The following is an 18754-nucleotide window of genomic DNA, read 5'->3' as shown; positions in this document are numbered from 1 at the left end:
CCAACCACCGGGACTGTTCCAGCCACCGGGACCGCCCCAACCGCCAGAACTGTTCCAGCCACCGGGACCGCCCCAACCACCGGGACTGTTCCAGCTACCGGGACCGCCCCAACCGCCAGAACTGTTCCAGCCGCCGAGACCCCCAAAACCGCCAGAGCTGTTCCAGCCACCAGGACCCCCAAAACCACCAGGACCGCCCCAACCGCCAGAACTGTTCCAGCCACCAGGACCGCCCCAACCACCAGAACTGTTCCAGCCACCAAAACCTGGGTACATACTGATCACTCCTTCGTGCTAACAAATTTAATACTAGGATATGTAACTATTTGTTTTAGGAATGGTTAAATAACTAAGTACATAAGCCCGAATTATAATATAGATCAATTTTATTCTAATTAAGACAAGCATAATGAATAAGTAAGGTACTAGAATCGTTTTGTATCATAGTGGCGAAATGGATTTTACTGCATTACCTACTGGTGGAGTTACTGATCAAAGCGTATATGTATTTTTCCTTAGTACGCATATTTTTTGCTATTTTTCATAACATAATTTGGTAAATGGTTTGTTAAATCTGAAGGAATAATTTAATCCGTTAAAGTGTTTCAAAATAGGAAAGGTGATATATATGGGGTATTTTGAGACTTCCCTGCGAATTGTCTCTTCCTTTTTTGTTTTATTAGTTTTGACTAGAATCATGGGCAAAAATGCTATCAGTCAGCTAAATGTGTTTACATTTATCACAGCTATAACGATTGGCAATATTGCAGCATCTGTATCTACAGAAAAAGATTTAGAAATCGGTGAGGGTTTATATGCTCTATTGGGCTGGGCAGTTTTAACAATAGTAATGGGGTATTTGAGCTTGAAATCCAAAACAGTGCGGCGAATCATTGTTGGTACACCAACTGTTATAATAAGGAAAGGGAAAATTATGGAAAAGACACTAAAGAAGGTTCACCTGGATTCTGATACGCTTCAGGGTATGCTCAGACAACAAAATGTCTTTTCCCTAGCAGATGTTGAATATGCTATTATGGAAATCGATGGAAGTATTACGATTATGAAAAAGCAAGATAAAAAACCAGGATTAGGCTATATAAGCGAAAAAGTATTGCTGTTTCCTACTTCTACAGGGGTCATATCAGAAGGGAAAATTAATGAAGATGCTCTCTCAGATTTGAACCTCGAAGTTAGATGGCTGCATGAACAAGTAAAAAAAGTTGGGGTGAAGGATGTTTCAGATGTGTTTTATGCAGAGGTACAAACAGACGGCACTTTGTATCTGGATTACAAAGCAGATAATCTAGAGTGAATTCACCGCAGGAAAAAACGCCATCCTTTCTGTATATTTTTACAAAAAGAATAGCGTTTTTTAGTTATAATAATTTTTCTGATTTCCGTAGCTGTTCTTAGAGAAACCATTGATACACTTTCCATATAAGGAACATGAAAAGCATATATCCGAAAAAGGAATAAGAATGATGCCATGCTTCACTATGTGTAAACCATCCTGTATTCTCCGCAAATTGTTCGGAAACGCTCATTCCAAGTCCAATGAAAACGGTAAGTACGACTTTTGCTAGTGCGGACAGCCTTTTGATGATTACAAGAAAAAGCGCAGTAAAGAGCGGCAATATGCATAATGTAAAAGCGATATTGATTGTAAATACATTTGAGAAGGGTCTTGCTGGAAAAGCATACATTTCGTTGCCAACAAAGAGTAAGTCTAAATATGTGCCGATAAAACATGAGAAAATAATGGTGGCTGCATACGCCCCGCAGTTATTCGTCTTCTGTTTCTTCTCGAAGGAGGATATTGTTTTTTGCCAAAATAGCAAGTTCGATTTTTTCAATCGCTGTGCAGTATTCATCATAAATCTCCCCATCTGTATGTTCTTCTTCATTCATTAAGTAGTTCATGATGCGCCAGTCTTCAAACCAGTCTCCATTTTCGGCCTCTTCATGGTGAATATCTCTCCAGACATAATTTAATTGAGGACTATATAAACGATTCGCACCTTTTCTTAATTGCCCTTGTTTTGTCCGACGTTTGTAAAATGCACGGGAAAATGCTTCGTTTACATCAGAAAACAAATGCGGCCAGTAATCTTTTCGTGAACCAGTATGTGGATGATCACGAGCCCAATTTATTACTCCTGATAAAATGTTCTCACAGCGAAACAGGAGTGAGTATAGACGCTTGCCCAGTAAAATCCGCTCATGAAGAGAAGTGAAATGCTTCATCGTATCACCGACTAACGAGATATTTTTCTCATCCTTATAAAATGGAAAAAGAATATGGTTAAAGCGAAAAAAATCATACAGCTTGAATCCAAGACTATTTAATATGTTCTTATTAACTTGGTTGTTTTGAATCACTCTTTTTTCTAAATAGCTTTGCTCATTTATAATAGTCGCAATAGCCAATGTATCGTAGTTACCTGTGCGCCAAAAATGATTCCACATCGTTTCCATAAATGTGGATACATTGAAAAAAGGTAAAAGATGAAACAGGTTTTTTGCTCTTTTTACACTTTGTTCATACAACAAAAATTGCGGGTACACATCTTGAAAAATCAACCAGTTTCCACGTTCCAAAAAAGAAAAGAAAATTAGCTGATCTTGTTCTGATAATAGTCGTGTATACAGGTCTCCTTTTAAATCTGTCATATTCCATCCGCCATTACGTGAAACCATATGGCCAAGCAGCGCCCAGCGTATTTCAGAGTAGCGGAGGTAAAACTGAAAATAAGCATGCGTTCTTGTTACATTATTTTTGTTGTGGAGTGCTGTTCGTTCTTTTATTTCATGAACCAGCCTTGTCTCTTCTTCTGGTAACACCCACGTTTTAAAGGAAGGATGTGTATGTTTACTTTTTTTCTTTAACTCCTCTTTTACATGTAAAAGAGGAAAGGGAATAGACTTGGAAAATCCGCTCCATTTTCTATTATGATTGCTGGGGCGCATCCTTCTCCCTCCTGCTAACAAGAATGTTCTTCTTTTAAGGGGGTTTAACCATCAGAGGATCAAGTGTTCAATATACGAGAAAACAATCTTTTAACCTACTGAACAGAGTGGCTACCACTATACTATTACGAAGGCTAGAAATAAATGATAATCGTTTTTATGGGAATAGACTGCTGTTTTCTCCATGTAATCTTGATCCGGCAATAGCTGTGTATGTTTATAAAGAAAGAGAAGAGGCACCTTTTGTAAAGCGTAGGATTTTTAACATGAGCATACTAAGAGAGAATAGTATCGTGATGTTCATTACCTCTTGGCGAATAATTTGTGGTTCGAAAAATGAAAAACAATTATTTTTTCAATTAATCCATCTCATGAAGCTATAAGATCATTTTTAACGAAATAGTTTTCAACGTTTAAAAATATAAGGTTGCGCTCTCAAAGTAAACTAAATGGTGAAATATGTGAATTAAACCTAATCAGGACTTTGACTGCAAAATATTTCATGAAGATTTAGGCAAATTCATAATATATTTAGGATAAGATAATATTTACGTAATGATACGAACGAAATAGAGGGATGTGGGGATATTCGTTTCTTGAAGATTATGAAGCATTGTTGACAGTTTCCGCAATTACTACTGAATTACTTTTTCCTTATATTGCTTTATGTATGACGAATTGAACCTAATCAGAAGCAACAGTAGATACGAATATAACTTATTTAAAAAATAGCTGGCCGCGTTCCAGCTATTTTTAGTGTGTACAAATTTTATATATATATTTTACATGCAGCAGTTATCCTGCAGGCAAATAGATAGTATTTTTCGTTTTGTACAATGATTTACAAATAAGTCAATTATATTGTGAATAATATCACAATTAAGGTTGTATAATGGTTTTATCTTTGATAAAACCTATAGGTATCAATTAAAACATATCCTTGTACTAACTAGGGGAGGAGTTTGCAGGAATAAAGAATTTGGAACACCTGTATACTCGGCAAAGTTACATTTAAGTTTGGGCAGTGAGGGCAGCTTTTCCTATTCTGTTTTTTAGCATAGTCTTAGCTGTATTGAAATTGAAAGGATACATAGCACAAGCTTTGAGTACTCTAGTAGCAGGAGTTGTTTTTGATACGGGATGCCTGCACCAATAATGCATATGGGGTGTTGGCCCGCATTTATAGTTTTGACAGCATTTGTTATCATTTTCTATTTGCTTGTATACCCAATTATATTCCATAAGGAGACGATAAAAATGGATAGAAAAATTAATCGTGTTGTTTTAATCGGTACTGGTGCAGTAGGTTGCAGCTTCGCGTATTCCATGGTTAATCAAGGGGTGGCTGAAGAGTTAGTGCTGATCGATGTGAATCATGAAAAAGCGACGGGCGAAGCTATGGACTTGAATCATGGCATTCCATTTGCGCCTACTCCTACAAAAATATGGAGCGGAACGTATAGTGACTGCGGTAAAGCAGATCTCATTGTCATTACGGCGGGACTTCCACAAAAGCCGGGTGAGACAAGACTGGACTTGGTAGAGAAAAATACAAAAATTTTCAAACAAATTGTAAAAGCTGTCATGGACAGCGGGTTTAATGGTATATTCTTAATCGCAACAAACCCAGTGGATATTTTAACGTATGTTACTTGGAAGGAGTCTGGACTTCCGAAGGAACGAGTTATCGGTTCGGGAACTACATTGGATTCCGCAAGACTTAGATATATGATAGGAGATTATGTAAAAGTAGACCCGCGCAATGTACATATGGCTATTATAGGAGAGCATGGAGACACAGAGCTGCCAGTATGGAGCCATGCGCATATTGGCGTTGAACATTTATATAGTTATATTAAGGGTAACCCGGAACTTAAGGAAAGTGATTTGGAAGAGATATTCATGAATGTACGTGATGCAGCATACCATATCATCCAACGAAAAGGCTCAACCTATTATGGAATTGGAATGTCACTGGTTCGTATTACCAAGGCAATTTTAAATAATGAAAACAGCATTTTGCCTGTATCTGTCTATCTCGACGGAGAATATGGACATCACGATGTGTATATTGGCGTACCCGCTATTCTTAACCGCAAAGGCATCCAGAAAGTCATTGAGCTTGACCTGAATGAAAAAGAAAAAGAGCAATTTGCACACTCGGTAAAAGTGTTAAAAGAGACCATGGCTCCCGTTCTTTCATAGTGAATGACAAAAGCTCGAATCCTGTATCAGATTCGAGCTTTTGTATTGTGAAAGCATTCTATTCGAACGTAAATTGTAATTTTATGTTAAACTACATATAAAATTTGTGAAGGGTTATTCTAAAACTCGAAGCAGTTAAGTTCACTAAGGCACATACAGATGGGGGAGTTCTATGAGCACCGTTTTTCCAGTTATGTATAGCATGTTGTCCAGCGATGCTCTGCGTGATTTCGTAAATGAAAATTTCGATGTTGGATGGGTCATTCAATGTAAAATTCTGCATAGAGGGTTAAATGATACGTATGTTGTTGTTACTGAGGACAGTAAATATATTCTTCGTGTGTACCGCACACCGTGGCGAAGTCGAGCTGAGGTGGAGTACGAACTTGGTGTGCTGGATTTTCTCTCTAAACATGGTGTATCTGTTTCAGTACCAATTAAAAACATCAGCGGTCAAATGAGCAGCGAAATCAATGCTCCAGAAGGTATACGCTGCGTAACTCTGTTTACATATGCAGAAGGGGCAAGACCTCGTCTTGATGCGAATGTCAGTTACGAATACGGAAAGACGGTAGCCCAAATACATAATGTAACCGATGGCTTCAACGATTCACAAGACCGATTCCACCTAGACTTTAGGCATTTGATAGACGAGCCTCTCAGAGTTGTCACTCTGTCAATGATCGAGTACGGTGGCGATATCGCATACGTGCAGTCTTGGGCTCGGACAATTCGTGAACGTGTCCTTATTGAAGAGATGGACTTTGGGCTTTGTCACGGTGACTGTCATGATTGGAACGCTCATTGGAGCGGCAGCACATTGACGGTTTTTGATTTCGACTGCTGCGGACCAGGCTATCGGGCGTATGACTTGGCGGTGTATCTATGGAATCTTAAAACCAACTATAAAGATACAGAAACTGAAAACTGGATAGCATTCTTGAACGGTTATCGTACTCTTAGACCTATTACAGAAACTCAAATTCAATCGATTCCTTGGTTCGTAGCTGCGAGAAGAATATGGCTTGCTGGCATTTACTTGTCTAATGAAGATGTATGGGGAACTGGCATGATTAATGAACATTTCTTCCGTTCTTTCGTTGACCACCTCAAAGAAGATGAAAGGGAACTGGGTATAAAGATTGAAACATCCCTATAAAGTCTAATACAAAAGGGTATGAATATATGAAAAAACGCTTGGATTCAAATCCAAGCGTTTTTGTGTACCATTTTGGAGTACAGACCTAAGAAATATTATTCCGTTTCCTTTTTGGGAGTAAAATAAGCTGCCACCATTAGATCAAGTGTCTCAAGCTCTTTTTTTTCAAGCAAGACTTTCCCTGTTTTTAAGGATAAAAGGGCACTTTCGACCAGAAATTTCCGAGGACTTTTCGAATGCAATAATTCATGCTGAACAAAGTCCAACAATTCGATATACTTTAAAGGTTCTTCACTATAGTCTGAAGCTTCCTTTAACGTAAATATAGTGTGCCGGAGCTTTTGTTCAAAAGTTTGATTGACTTTTTGGCAGTCTGGCAACCAAGTATCTAAAAGCTCAGGCGGGATTAATTGCTCGCGAGTCTCTGCTACTTCAGCCACCATTCTCACTACACGTTCTACACTATATCGAACAACTGTATGAATGCTAGTATTGGATTCGTGTACCATACTGTAATAATTGAGATTATGTTGTAAAATTCCTAAAAACATAATAGCACAATCTAATAAAAACGGCTTCTTATCTTCACCGAAAATATCTATGAACCGATTGTATAACCAGCGAAGCATCTTGAAGCTGCCATATCTTATATATTGTTTCAAATCAGGGTCATTCAAAACAGTAGATTCTTCTAAAAGAGAGATGATTTTATTTGTTTTATTCATTTTCATTTGCATTTCCATTTGTTTGATGAAGATTTCGATATTAGAAGGATCTTGATCAAGGAGCAATACATTGCGGTCTTGCTCAAGCTTTGTATACAGCATTTTTAAAAGAGCGATTAACAGCTCATTTTTAGATGAAAAATAATTATAAAACGTTCCTTTAGAAATTCCACTTTGGTCCAATATATCTTGAATAGATGTAGCTTGAAAGCCTTTTTCAATAAATAATTGATGCGCCGTTTTGATGACATGCAGTTTCCTGTCGTTCATAATAATCACCTTTATTAAGTCCTGTATACAAATCATAGTACATTATTTTTATGATTTGTACAAACTTGGCAAATAAAATGGACAACTTTCTAATTGTAATATTTGAACTGGTGGTATATGATATAGAACGTTAGTATAAAAAGTGAACTTATAGTATACAGGGGGAGAAATCATGGAGCATTCCATAAACAAACCTAATCGTCCGCCGTACGGAATTCTTGCTGTTTTGATGATCGGGGCGTTTATTGCATTTTTGAACAATACTTTATTAAATATCGCGCTGCCGTCAATTATGAAGGACTTAGAGGTTGATCCTTCGACTGTACAGTGGCTATCGACCGGATATATGTTAGTTAACGGAATTTTAATTCCTATCACAGCATATTTAATCCAAAAATATTCGGTCAGACATCTATTTTTAGGAGCCATGATTTTATTCAATATCGGTACGATTGCTGCCGGATTTGCGCATGTATTTCCTATTTTGCTGGCTGGGCGAATGATTCAGGCCTCCGGTTCAGCAATATTAATGCCCGTATTAATGAATGTTATGCTTACAAGCTTTCCTGTGGAAAAGCGCGGGACAGCTATGGGTGTGTTCGGTTTAGTGATGATGGGAGCACCTGCAATCGGCCCAACTTTATCAGGCTGGTTAGTGGAACATTATGACTGGAGAATGCTGTTCCATGTCGTAACGCCAATTGCTCTTACAGTACTAGTAATTGGATTTTTCTTACTAAAAGATAAAAAAGAGAAAATGGTTATGCGTCTGGATGTTATTTCGGTTCTGTTATCTAGTGCAGGGTTCGGCGGATTGCTGTATGGATTTAGTATGGCTGGAAGCAAAGGCTGGGACAGCCCGCAAGTATATATTACTCTTATCGTTGGAGCTGTTTCATTAGTCTCGTTTATTGTACGTCAATTAAAACTTGATAAACCAATGTTGAATTTTAAAATCTATCGCTACCCGATGTTTGCTTTATCATCGGTCATCTCCATGGTCATTACGATGGCGATGTTTTCTGGTATGATGCTATTACCAATTTACGTGCAAACCATTCGTGGAATTTCACCGCTGGATGCAGGCTTAATGTTGCTTCCAGGGGCAATATTAATGGCCATTATGTCACCAATCACAGGGAAATTATTTGATAAAATTGGCGGAAGAATACTTGCCATTATTGGATTAGCCCTTACAATGATAACAAGTTATTTTTTCAGTAAATTAGCTCTCGATACAACTTATACTCATTTAATTATTTTATACTCTTTGCGTATGTTTGGGATGTCGATGGTAATGATGCCTGTTTCTACAAACGGTTTAAATCAATTACCTGCGCGCTACTATCCTCACGGTACGGCGATGAACAATACGTTACAACAAGTATCCGGTGCAATCGGTACTGCGTTGCTGGTTACAATCATGTCCAACCGTACAGAATCTGTTGGTAAAGACTTAGCAGCAGAGGCTATGAAAAAGGTAACGGGTACGCCAACACCTGAAATGCTGGCTCAAATCAAGGAGCAAATTGCGATGAAGGCACTGTTAGAAGGAATCAACTTTGCATTTTATGTAACGGTGTTTATTGCCGGTGTTGCCCTCGTCCTATCATTCTTTATTAAACGAGCAAAGCCAGCGGAAGATATAATAGAAGAAAAACCATCTGATAGAGCGGTTGCGAATTAAATTGAATGTTGATTGTTGTAGCAAGTTCAGCAATTTATAATGAAAAAAGGAGAAGTCATCATGTGATGATTTCTCCTTTTTGACTTTGAGCAACTCAGATCGTATGGATAATGGCAATAAGCACGTTTAAGGATACAGTACGTATAGGAAATCATTTACAAGAGCAGAAGGTTACTCATCAATACTTTTTTACATACGTTTCAATAGACAGTGTAGAGTTGCTGTTTGTTTTAAAAGGATAAACTTCTGATTTCTCCTAAGTGTTTTTTGTTATTTTTAGCAACTTAGATAAGCTTGGGATTCTCCATATAACAGTTCCCACTGTTCATATAGGCTTTGAGCTATCTGAAAATCGATAAGGTCTGCTCTTGCATTTGTTTGTAGTTTTTTGTTTAATTCCCAATATAGCTCTTCCCATTCCTCTAAAGTTTTTAAATCAAATAGTCTTGAAAACTTCAGTCTCATGCCTTCCCAATGAAAGTAAAGATGATTGCACCATTCCAATAAATATTCAGAGTATTGTTTTCGCGTTCGGTCGTCCATTTCCATATATCTATACAGCTCCCTCCCGAAATATTTAAGGTCTATTTTAGGCTATTTCAAGTTGGAGTTTTAGTGCATGTATAACCAATAAAAGGGACCTGTTATAGTGAATTGAAAAAATTGCAATGGAATTAGAACAAGACATTATTAGACAAGTGTTTCCATCCAAGAAAGGTACGGGAAACAGCCCAACTGACTCTGACAAGTTCAAAGCAAGAGATACATTTGAGCTTCGTCTGCAAGTCAAATTGAAAGAGAGTGCTGGAAACGAGTTTCAAGGTGCCAGCTTAAAAGTGGACTTTGCATTCGAAGGAAAGCAAATTGATGAAAATGAGGCATTTCCAAAAAGATAATATACATTAGCTAATCACAAATTATTATTAGGATGAGGTACCATCTTGTACAATGAGATAAGGTGGTATTTTTTCATTTAGAGGCAGGGTTCCATTCGAAAGGAGGGACGTTTTGGTTTCATCAGCAAATAAAAGCAAACCATTCTATGATCATGTTAAAAATTTCATAACTGTTTTATTTGATATATAAGTAAATAATTATATAATAATAAAATGGAGGTGTTGGAATGGAGCAAACCATGCTGGATATAGAGCGTGTGTCGCAAGCACTGAAGCTATTAGGAGATAAAACCCGTTTATCCATTGTTTCAATTTTAAAGCAGCGCGAATGTTGTGTATGCGAATTTCTTGAGGTGTTTGACATGAGTCAGCCTTCCATCAGTCAGCATTTGCGTAAGTTAAAGGATGCAGGACTTGTCAAAGAGGAGCGAAGAGGACAGTGGATTTATTATTCTCTTAATACACAAACAAATTTATACGATCTGATTGAGGATGTTTTGAAGCATGTTCCAGATCCTGACGAAAAGATACAGATTATTCAAAAGTGCTCCTTAAATACATGTTGTGATGAATAGGTAGTACAGTAAAGGGGTTTATAATATGAGAAAGAAACTAACGGCAGAATTTTTAGGGACATATTTTTTAGTGTTTGCTGGAACAGGAGCCGTTGTAATCAATCAAATCACAAAGAGCTTAACGCATATTGGCATTGCGCTAACTTTTGGACTTGTCGTGACAGCCCTTATCTATACGTTTGGACATATCTCAGGTGCACATTTTAACCCGGCTGTGACAATTGGGTTTTTCCTTCTTGGTGATACGAACAAGCGGGATGCGATTGGATATGTAATTGTACAAATAGCAGGTGCAGTATTGGCAAGCATGACGATGCTTATGTTATTTGGAAATGTTGGGACGTTAGGTGCGACTCTACCAAGAGGAACAGAGCTTCAATCATTTGGTTTGGAATTTATTCTTACCTTTTTTCTAATGCTGATTATTTTAGGGTCGGCTGTTCATGGTAAAGCAGTCAAGTCATTTGCCGGACTGGCGATTGGTGCTACAGTTGGGCTGGAAGCAATGTTTGGGGGACCGATAAGCGGTGCATCGATGAACCCTGCACGCTCTATTGGCCCGGCGCTTATCTCAGGTCACTTAGAGCATCTTTGGATCTATATTGTTGCGACAATAGTGGGAGCCATTACGGCAACAGTTGTGTATAAATTTATGCACGAGTAAATCAACATATTAAAAGGAGACATGACAAATGGAAAAGAAAATCATTTATTTTTTATGTACAGGTAACTCTTGTCGCAGTCAAATGGCAGAAGGCTGGGCGAAACAACATCTTGGAGATGAGTGGGAAGTGTACAGTGCGGGACTGGAAGCACATGGTCTGAATCCAAACGCTGTAAAGGCAATGAAAGAGGCGGGAGTTGACATTTCAAATCAAACTTCTGACGTAATTGACTCTGAAATTTTGAACAATGCTGATTTAATTGTCACTTTGTGCGGACATGCAGCAGAACACTGTCCAGCAGTACATCCCCGCAAAGAAAATGCACGTAAGATACACGTAGGATTTGATGACCCGGCAGGTAAGGAATGGTCAGAATTTCAACGCGTTCGCGATGAAATAAGTACATCTATTAAATACTTTGCAGAACATGGTACATTTCGAGCTGAACAGTAAATGAAAAAGGTGCTGATTTACAGCATTTTTTTCATTTTGGAGGAATATTGTCAGAAAAATGCATTAAAATACAAAGAGGATGGACTATTGCATTGATATTGTACCCTTTTATTTGTTATAATGAATGAGTGGTAACATTATTAAGGGGGAACATTTTTTTATGTCAATTGAAGTAGGTAGCAAGGTACAAGGCAAAGTAACAGGAATCACTAATTTTGGAGCGTTTGTAGAATTACCAGGCGGATCAACAGGTCTTGTGCATATCAGTGAAGTAGCAAATAACTATGTGAAAGACGTTAATGACCATCTCAAAGTAGGAGATGAAGTTGAAGTAAAAGTAATTAGTGAGAAAGATGGAAAGATTGCCTTGTCCATCAAAAAAGCTATAGATAAACCAGAGGGACAAGAGTCTTCTTATTCCCAACGTCCACCACGTCAAGGAAAAACTGACAATCGTTCCAAGGACTTCCGTTCAAAAAACAAGTTCCAACCAAAAGAAAGTTTTGAAGATAAAATGGCTCGTTTTTTGAAGTCTAGTGAAGAGACCCTCTCTACCCTTAAGCGCAGCACTGAAGGAAAACGAGGCGGCAGAGGTGGAAGACGCGGATAATTCATTGCGTGTTCAATCTTTTATCCTATAGATAAAGGCAAGCCGATAAACGGGCTTGCCTTTTTGCATATTGCAAATGGTAAATCAAAAGCGTGCCAGTTTACTAAAAAGATTAAGGAAAGAGGACAAGGTATGATACCTTGTCCTCTTTTCTTATAGCAGTTTCTGGCATTCTTTTTCAATCTTTCTAGCTGGCTTATACAAAAATCTATAATTTATAATTTATTATAAATAAGAAAGAAGGGGAGGGGGAAATTTTGTCTCAATCGAATACTTCAAGTATAACCCCTAAGATATCTCCTTGTTTCACTCGCAATCGATAAGTTTTGCTGAGAGAACTCTCGCCACAAGGAGTGTTAATTAAAAGCACTATCTGTAAAAGGAGACTTAAGAAAAGGAGAGGTTCTACATTATGTACGAATTAAAAACAAAAGAAAATGACAACAGTGTTATTGAGTTTATCGAAACTGTTCAAAGTCCTAAAAAACGTGAAGATGCATATAAATTGTTAGATGTTTTTACGGAAACGACGGGGTATCAAGCGAAGATGTGGGGGCCGAGTATTATTGGATTTGGTTCCTATCATTATAAATATAAATCGGGACATGAAGGCGATGCGCCGTTAGTTGGCTTTTCACCTCGAAAAGCAAAAATCAGTTTGTATTTTCCAGCGGGTGACACAGAGCGAGAGGGACTGTTAAAGGAGTTTGGAAAATATACGACAGGAAAAGCGTGTGTGTATATTAATAAAGTAGGAGACATTGATGTCAATATTTTAAAAGCGTTAATTAACCAATCTGTAAGATTCTTGCAAGAGACTTATCCGAATCAATGAGTGACACCTAATATCGTTATGCTGCGTCCTTCACATACTGCTCGATGTATATCTCCTCAGTTAGTAAAAGGAGCAGCTACTTAATTACAGTAGATTATGGAGAATAGAAATAATAACTATGTTAGATATGGAGGGAATTTAAATGAAAAACTATCTTGAATTATCTGCAGAGGTACAACAAGCAAAAAAGGAAGGGAAAGCAATTGTTGCATTAGAATCTACTATTATTTCTCACGGCATGCCTTATCCACAAAACGTACAAACAGCTCGTGAAGTGGAACAAATTGTTCGTGATAACGGTGCTGTTCCTGCAACCATTGCTATTATTGGCGGGAAAATTAAAATTGGTTTAACAGATGAGGAATTAGAGGTATTTGGTAAAAGCTCTGGTGTTGCGAAAGTATCTAGACGCGACTTAGCTCAAATTATTGCTACAAAACAATTAGGCGCAACAACTGTTGCGTCAACAATGATTTGTGCTGATCTAGCAGACATTAAAATATTTGTAACAGGTGGTATTGGAGGAGTACATAAAGGGGCAGAAACTACTATGGATATTTCAGCTGACCTTGAAGAGTTAGCTCAAACGGATGTTGCTGTAATTTGTGCAGGTGCTAAATCAATACTAGATCTGGCTTTGACGTTAGAATATCTTGAAACAAAAGGCGTTCCTGTAATTGGATATAAAACAGAGTATTTACCGGCATTTTATACAAGAACGAGTGAGCATCGCTTAAGCTTTTCTACTGATTCAGTCGATGTTATCGCAGAAATATTAAAAACGAAATGGGAATTAAATCTTAAGGGCGGAGCGGTAATCGCTAATCCTATTCCTGAAGAATATGCGATGGACGAATCATACATAAATAAAATTATCGATCACGCAATCAAAGAAGCAGAAGAAAAACATATAATTGGTAAAGAGAATACCCCATTTTTGCTGAAGAAAATTAAAGAACTAACGGGAGGTAAAAGCCTTGATGCCAATATAGCATTAGTAAAACACAATGCTAAGGTTGGCAGCCAACTTTCCGTTAGTTTTTACAATAAAACGAGATAATACTAAGAGTTGTGGATTCAGAAGAAAGTATCATTGAATTAAGATAAGAGGAGCATTTTCAATAGAGGTAGCTGCTAGAAGTCTCCTGCGGCGATTGAATCATAATATATTTAAGGGAACAAGGTATAGCACTTTGTTCTCTTTTTTATATAAACCTTTTCAAATTAAAGCATGGAGGCATATGGAATTTACAACAGTTATTCTTGCGCCGTGCAGATGTATGTGTGACAATGACAAAACAATAGCTGTAGATTTGGAATAAAGTTTGATTGAAAACTTCTTATAAATCTGTATGTTAAGATAAATAAAAAGAATCCATTTCGAAAAAAAGATTGATCAAAATGGATTCCTTCTTTGTGATTAAGTGTTCAATTTTTATAAAAAATGTGATTCTTGTCTATCTGTGTTTTTTCATAACCACTCCCTTTAATTGAAGCAGGAATAGCATGATTTATGAAAAGCTATTTACCTGAAAATTCGATTTGTTCATTTTCATATAAAAGTGAACCCACAATATTTTACGGTATTCTACACCCAGCTTGATTGCTACGCATAAATTAATTAAATAAAGGAAGTTCTTCGGGTCCTCCAAAGGGTGCAAAGGATGGTGAATATGATTGAGTAAAGAAATAGAAGTAATACTACGCGAACTTGATATCATAACAGCTGTTCTAATTTTTATCGGACAAATTACCATTGGAGGAGTTTTTATACAGACAGGAGATGCGTTTTCATTATCATTATCGGGGCCAATTACGGGCGGTTCTCGGGTTGAAAGCAATCCGAGGCGTCCAATAGTAGATGGGGCTATCGATATTGTTAATATTTTGACAGGGGTATTGCTGCTTACTGATCAAATTAATGTAATAGGAACCTATATTACTTCTGGAAGATTTACTATTGTTGTCGGAGGGCCTCCATTCAGAGGAGAGAAGAGAGAAGGAAGCGATGTCGAACGAATGCTTTATGATTTTGGGAAATATTTGCAAAAAAAATAGAAAGAAGGGGGAATAGGTATGGCTTTATCTGATTTACCGACGATAAAACCACCAAAAGGTGTAGTATTTCTTTCAGCAGTTGCATTATCCGCTTTGGTGTTTTTCTTTACGCAACCAAAGTCTGAGGACGCTAGTGAACGTTCCAAAAAATAATACCCAAGATTTTTGTGATCTTAACTTTTTGTCTAAAGCACAGAAAATAAAGAACCAAGGGGATAGGCAGCTTGCCCAAAATAATACTTGAGGCAAGCGCCTATCCCCTAGCTTATACAACAAGCTTAATAAACTAACGGAGCAGGATTGCTTAAGAAGACGTATGTTGTTAAGAAATAATATTATCAGGGTGAAGGATTTTGGAACAACAATAGTAAACATATTAGCTATCCTACAAATGAAGAAATCATAAAGAAAGCAAAGGAGATTTTAGGTCTTAAATTGCCTGTTTCACTTTTGGATTTAATGAAAGTACAAAACGATGGAATAAAGGAGGTTTTGAAGAACAGTATGATTACAAGTAAGGGTAAGCTAAACATTCGAGAGCTTACAGAATCTGATAAATCTTTGCTCGTTCAATGGTTAAGCAATCCACTTGTGCTTCAATATTATGAAGGAAGAGACAATCCTCATGATATAAAAAAGGTGAGTGAACATTTCTATCAACGTGACAATGATGTGACAGGGTGCATTATAGAGTTTGAGAACAAGGCAATCGGATATATTCAATTCTATTTATTAGAATCCGAATTTAAAAAAGAATATGGATACAATGAGTCAGAAACTATATATGGAACAGACCAATTCATTGGAGAAGCAGAATGTTGGAATAAAGGAATTGGGACACAGGTTGTAAAACTGATGATTGCATATTTGATTCAACATAAGTATGCGGACAAGATTGTAATGGATCCTCAAGCTTGGAACCAAAGAGCATTATCGTGTTATGAAAAATGCGGCTTTAAAAAGGTGAAATATCTTCCTCAGCATGAATATCATGAGGGGAAATATCAAGATTGCTGGCTCATAGAGTATGCTCGTAACAATAGAAAAGGCTAATCTTTCATTGCTTTGCCCTCGTATTCTTTTGTTTTGAAGTGTGTTTAACCTACATTCCTGTCAGCTCGTTTTTGTTCCTTGATGGAAAAATAATTTCCACTGATCATCTCTTTTTCTCCAAATCGAACTGCGCAGAGTTTGGGTTCCTCTCGTTTCATTGAAAATTTTATAGGTGGTTAGAACACAATCTGAAGATAACACATGCATGTTAAAATCAGAAATCGAAAAGATATCTGGTGATAATGGCTGCTCTCCTTTAAAATCTTCTCTTTGCCATACACGCCCCGAGCTGCCAAATTCAAAATAATCGTCCGCCAGTATAAGCGATAGCTCTTCTTCCGAAACTCGCACATGTGGTTTCAGGTGACTGCATTCTAAATTATATATGACTTGTTGCAGCTTTTCTTCGGTCATATCAAATATCTCCCTACTTCAGATAGTTTTCTAGTATTCTATAGACTATATTTTTACCATTATTTAATAATTTTTACAATATTTAATCATAGAAAAATGGTATATTACAACTAAGGTAACTTAATAAGGTCACGATACAGAAATCAAACAAAGGTGTTTACGGTTTCAACAAGAGGAGAAGCTATCTAAGGAGATATAAAAATCTGAGAGTGAAATCGGCAATGGTTTGTTTATGGTGCAACATGACAGGTGGAACAGGTTAAATGTAGCTGCACTAACATTTTTATATGCGTATTTCTGCAAAAAGGTAAAAAACTTTCTGTTAAAGGGTTCCATAAACAGAGAATGTATAGTAAAATAAATAGGAACGTTTGTTCTGTTTTTGTGGATACATATGTTTATGTAAGCTAAACAATATATTTTACGAAAGAGGTGTTTTTATGATTTTAGGTATTAATCCTTATTTAGTGTTGAATGGCAATGGACAAGAAGCGGTTAGATTTTATGAAGATGCATTAGATGCAAAGGTTGAAGGCCTGCAAACGTTTGGAGACATGCCTGAAAGCCCGGAATTCTCTGTTCCTGCTGAGGTAAAAGAGCGTGTTTTACATGCACATTTAAAAATTGGCAACACGGATCTTATGATTTCTGATACATTCCCGGGGCAGCCTTATGAAATTGGGTCAAACGTGACTATAGCTATTATGATAAATGATGTAGAAAAATCAAAGGAAGTATTCGCAAAATTACAGGAAGGCGGTAAAGCAATAATGCCGCTACAAGAAACGTTCTGGAGCCCGTTATATGGACAAGTAACAGATAAATACGGGGTATTTTGGCAAATCTCCACGCAAGTTGGATAATAGCTGTTTTTGAAAAGCACTGTATTACTTTAATGTAATACGGTGCTTTTTTGTGTGTAGTAAATAATGTCATGATTCTTCTTAATAGAAGAACGGGATTTATTCATTTTTTATTTTTATAAAACCATTACAATGTATAAGCCAATAAATAGCGGGGCTTTTAAGAAGCAAGCAAATACTTGTAGTACTCAACGAAAATTAGGGGATAGTAACATTTGTACCAATAATAATTGGAAAATTTTTTGAAGGATGGTGTGTTTTTTGAAAAAATGGGATTGGAACGGAAACAAACTAAACTTTGGGCGAGCTGGAGGAAAACGTATCAGTGCGTTGCTATTGACGGTCATGTTATTGGTGTGCATGCCGGCTGTTGGTTTGGCTGTCGGTAAAGGTGCGCATGGATCTGATATATTTGTAATTCAGGGGATGTTGAAATCACTCGGCAGTTATGCAGGTAAAATTGATGGTCATTACGATGAAGCAACAGTTCGTGGAGTAAAGTATTATCAAAAACGACATGGTCTTCCGGTTACTGGAGCGGTAGATAGCCGTACGCTTGAATCAATTATGTATGCTTATGCAAGTCTGAAAATCTCTCCGAAGCCAGGAGGCCAAGGTGAGGGCCAAGGTGGAGGTCAAGGCGGAGGCCAAGGAGGAGGTCAAGGCGGAGGCCAAGGAGGAGGTCAAGGAGGAGGCCAAGGCGGAGGCCAAGGAGGAGGTCAAGGCGAAGGTCAAGGCGGAGGCCAAGGAGAAGGTCAAGGAGGAGGCCAAGGAGAAGGACAAGGAGGAGGCCAAGGAGAAGGTCAAGGAGGAGGCCAAGGAGGAGGTCAAGGCGGAGGCCAAGGAGAAGGTCAAGGCGGAGGCCAAGGAGAAGGTCAAGGAGGAGGCCAAGGAGAAGGTCAAGGCGGAGGTCAAGGAGAAGGTCAAGGAGAAGGCCAAGGAGAAGGTCAAGGCGGAGGTCAAGGAGAAGGTCAAGGCGGAGGCCAAGGAGAAGGTCAAGGAGAAGGCCAAGGAGAAGGCCAAGGTGAGGACCAAGGCGAAGGAAAAGGTGAGGACCAAGGCGAAGGAAAAGATGAGGACCAAGATAAAGACCAAGGAAAGGGTCAAGGCGAAGGTCCTGGTAAAGATCAAGGCGAAGGAAAAGGTGACAATGAAGGGCCTGCACCTGGTGGAAAGCAAGGTAAAGGTTCTAAATAAAGCGAACAGTTTTCTGGAAAAAGCTTCGCCTTTTTTAAGGGGCGAAGCTTTTTTGGCAAAATTTTATTATTTTGAGTGAGAAGATCTCTACTGCAGTTTTTCATAAAAAGTAAGTGAGG

General features: G+C 37.9%; 21 protein-coding genes. 16 read left to right on the top strand and 5 right to left on the bottom strand.

What is annotated here, in order from left to right; all coding sequences use genetic code 11:
- Positions 1-628: 628 nt before the first annotated feature.
- Positions 629-1315 (top strand): YetF domain-containing protein, encoded by a 687-nt coding sequence (locus tag J7Q84_RS06915; protein WP_209093785.1) that lies wholly within the window; start codon positions 629-631, stop codon positions 1313-1315.
- A gap of 97 nt (positions 1316-1412) precedes the next feature.
- On the opposite strand, the gene J7Q84_RS18560 is transcribed toward J7Q84_RS06915, so the two are convergent.
- Complete coding sequence (locus tag J7Q84_RS18560) at positions 1413-1874, bottom strand: CBO0543 family protein (protein ID WP_280635570.1); 462 nt, start codon at positions 1872-1874, stop codon at positions 1413-1415.
- Complete coding sequence (locus tag J7Q84_RS06910; protein ID WP_209093784.1) at positions 1786-2970, bottom strand: DUF2515 domain-containing protein; 1185 nt, start codon at positions 2968-2970, stop codon at positions 1786-1788. The genes J7Q84_RS18560 and J7Q84_RS06910 overlap by 89 nt, the downstream gene beginning before the upstream one ends.
- 1257 nt (positions 2971-4227) lie before the next feature.
- On the opposite strand from J7Q84_RS06910, the gene J7Q84_RS06905 reads away from it, so the two are divergent.
- Entirely contained in the window at positions 4228-5175 is a 948-nt protein-coding gene (locus J7Q84_RS06905; RefSeq protein WP_209093783.1) for an L-lactate dehydrogenase, read from the top strand.
- A 172-nt stretch (positions 5176-5347) separates the two neighbouring features.
- Entirely contained in the window at positions 5348-6334 is a 987-nt protein-coding gene (locus J7Q84_RS06900) for a phosphotransferase enzyme family protein (RefSeq protein WP_209093782.1), read from the top strand.
- 95 nt (positions 6335-6429) lie between these two features.
- On the opposite strand, the gene J7Q84_RS06895 is transcribed toward J7Q84_RS06900, so the two are convergent.
- Positions 6430-7329, bottom strand: coding sequence for a TetR/AcrR family transcriptional regulator (locus J7Q84_RS06895; protein ID WP_209093781.1), 900 nt, complete (start codon positions 7327-7329; stop codon positions 6430-6432).
- Between the two features lie 172 nt (positions 7330-7501).
- Between J7Q84_RS06895 and J7Q84_RS06890 the strand changes: the two genes are divergently transcribed.
- Positions 7502-9016 (top strand): DHA2 family efflux MFS transporter permease subunit, encoded by a 1515-nt coding sequence (locus J7Q84_RS06890; RefSeq protein ID WP_209093780.1) that lies wholly within the window; start codon positions 7502-7504, stop codon positions 9014-9016.
- A gap of 276 nt (positions 9017-9292) precedes the next feature.
- Here J7Q84_RS06890 and J7Q84_RS06885 read toward each other — a convergent pair whose 3' ends face one another.
- The gene (locus tag J7Q84_RS06885; protein ID WP_209093779.1) at positions 9293-9565 is read right to left on the bottom strand and encodes a hypothetical protein; all 273 of its coding nucleotides are present in this window, start codon (positions 9563-9565) and stop codon (positions 9293-9295) included.
- A gap of 119 nt (positions 9566-9684) precedes the next feature.
- Between J7Q84_RS06885 and J7Q84_RS06880 the strand changes: the two genes are divergently transcribed.
- The 10 genes from J7Q84_RS06880 (at position 9685) to J7Q84_RS06840 (ending at position 16161) form a co-directional block, all read left to right on the top strand.
- Positions 9685-9912: a hypothetical protein gene (locus tag J7Q84_RS06880; RefSeq protein WP_209093778.1), complete on the top strand. Its 228-nt coding sequence runs from the start codon at positions 9685-9687 to the stop codon at positions 9910-9912.
- 227 nt (positions 9913-10139) lie between these two features.
- Positions 10140-10487: an ArsR/SmtB family transcription factor gene (locus tag J7Q84_RS06875; protein ID WP_209093777.1), complete on the top strand. Its 348-nt coding sequence runs from the start codon at positions 10140-10142 to the stop codon at positions 10485-10487.
- A 25-nt stretch (positions 10488-10512) separates the two neighbouring features.
- Complete coding sequence (locus J7Q84_RS06870) at positions 10513-11151, top strand: MIP family channel protein (protein WP_209093776.1); 639 nt, start codon at positions 10513-10515, stop codon at positions 11149-11151.
- 28 nt (positions 11152-11179) lie between these two features.
- Complete coding sequence (arsC, locus tag J7Q84_RS06865; RefSeq protein WP_209093775.1) at positions 11180-11605, top strand: arsenate reductase (thioredoxin); 426 nt, start codon at positions 11180-11182, stop codon at positions 11603-11605.
- Between the two features lie 160 nt (positions 11606-11765).
- Positions 11766-12215, top strand: a complete 450-nt coding sequence (locus J7Q84_RS06860; RefSeq protein ID WP_209093774.1) for a S1 domain-containing RNA-binding protein — start codon at positions 11766-11768, stop codon at positions 12213-12215.
- A gap of 412 nt (positions 12216-12627) precedes the next feature.
- The gene (locus J7Q84_RS06855; RefSeq protein WP_209093773.1) at positions 12628-13050 is read left to right on the top strand and encodes a DUF1801 domain-containing protein; all 423 of its coding nucleotides are present in this window, start codon (positions 12628-12630) and stop codon (positions 13048-13050) included.
- Between the two features lie 142 nt (positions 13051-13192).
- Entirely contained in the window at positions 13193-14110 is a 918-nt protein-coding gene (locus J7Q84_RS06850) for a pseudouridine-5'-phosphate glycosidase (RefSeq protein ID WP_209093772.1), read from the top strand.
- Positions 14111-14727: 617 nt separating this feature from the next.
- Entirely contained in the window at positions 14728-15108 is a 381-nt protein-coding gene (locus tag J7Q84_RS06845) for a hypothetical protein (protein ID WP_209093771.1), read from the top strand.
- A gap of 18 nt (positions 15109-15126) precedes the next feature.
- Positions 15127-15261 carry a hypothetical protein gene (locus J7Q84_RS18555; protein ID WP_280635566.1) on the top strand — a complete coding sequence of 45 codons (135 nt, stop codon included), beginning with the start codon at positions 15127-15129 and terminating at the stop codon, positions 15259-15261.
- Positions 15262-15612: 351 nt separating this feature from the next.
- Entirely contained in the window at positions 15613-16161 is a 549-nt protein-coding gene (locus J7Q84_RS06840; RefSeq protein WP_209093770.1) for a GNAT family N-acetyltransferase, read from the top strand.
- A 60-nt stretch (positions 16162-16221) separates the two neighbouring features.
- Here J7Q84_RS06840 and J7Q84_RS06835 read toward each other — a convergent pair whose 3' ends face one another.
- Positions 16222-16575, bottom strand: coding sequence for a nuclear transport factor 2 family protein (locus J7Q84_RS06835; protein WP_209093769.1), 354 nt, complete (start codon positions 16573-16575; stop codon positions 16222-16224).
- Positions 16576-17015: 440 nt separating this feature from the next.
- On the opposite strand from J7Q84_RS06835, the gene J7Q84_RS06830 reads away from it, so the two are divergent.
- Both J7Q84_RS06830 and J7Q84_RS06825 read left to right on the top strand, forming a co-directional pair.
- Positions 17016-17438, top strand: a complete 423-nt coding sequence (locus J7Q84_RS06830; protein WP_209093768.1) for a VOC family protein — start codon at positions 17016-17018, stop codon at positions 17436-17438.
- 261 nt (positions 17439-17699) lie between these two features.
- Positions 17700-18635 carry a peptidoglycan-binding domain-containing protein gene (locus tag J7Q84_RS06825; RefSeq protein ID WP_247739121.1) on the top strand — a complete coding sequence of 312 codons (936 nt, stop codon included), beginning with the start codon at positions 17700-17702 and terminating at the stop codon, positions 18633-18635.
- Positions 18636-18754: the final 119 nt, after the last annotated feature.

The sequence above is a fragment of the Bacillus sp. 165 genome (assembly GCF_017742235.1).
Taxonomy (GTDB): Bacteria; Bacillota; Bacilli; order Bacillales; family Bacillaceae_G; genus JAGHKQ01.
This window is presented reverse-complemented; position numbering and strand designations above follow the sequence as displayed.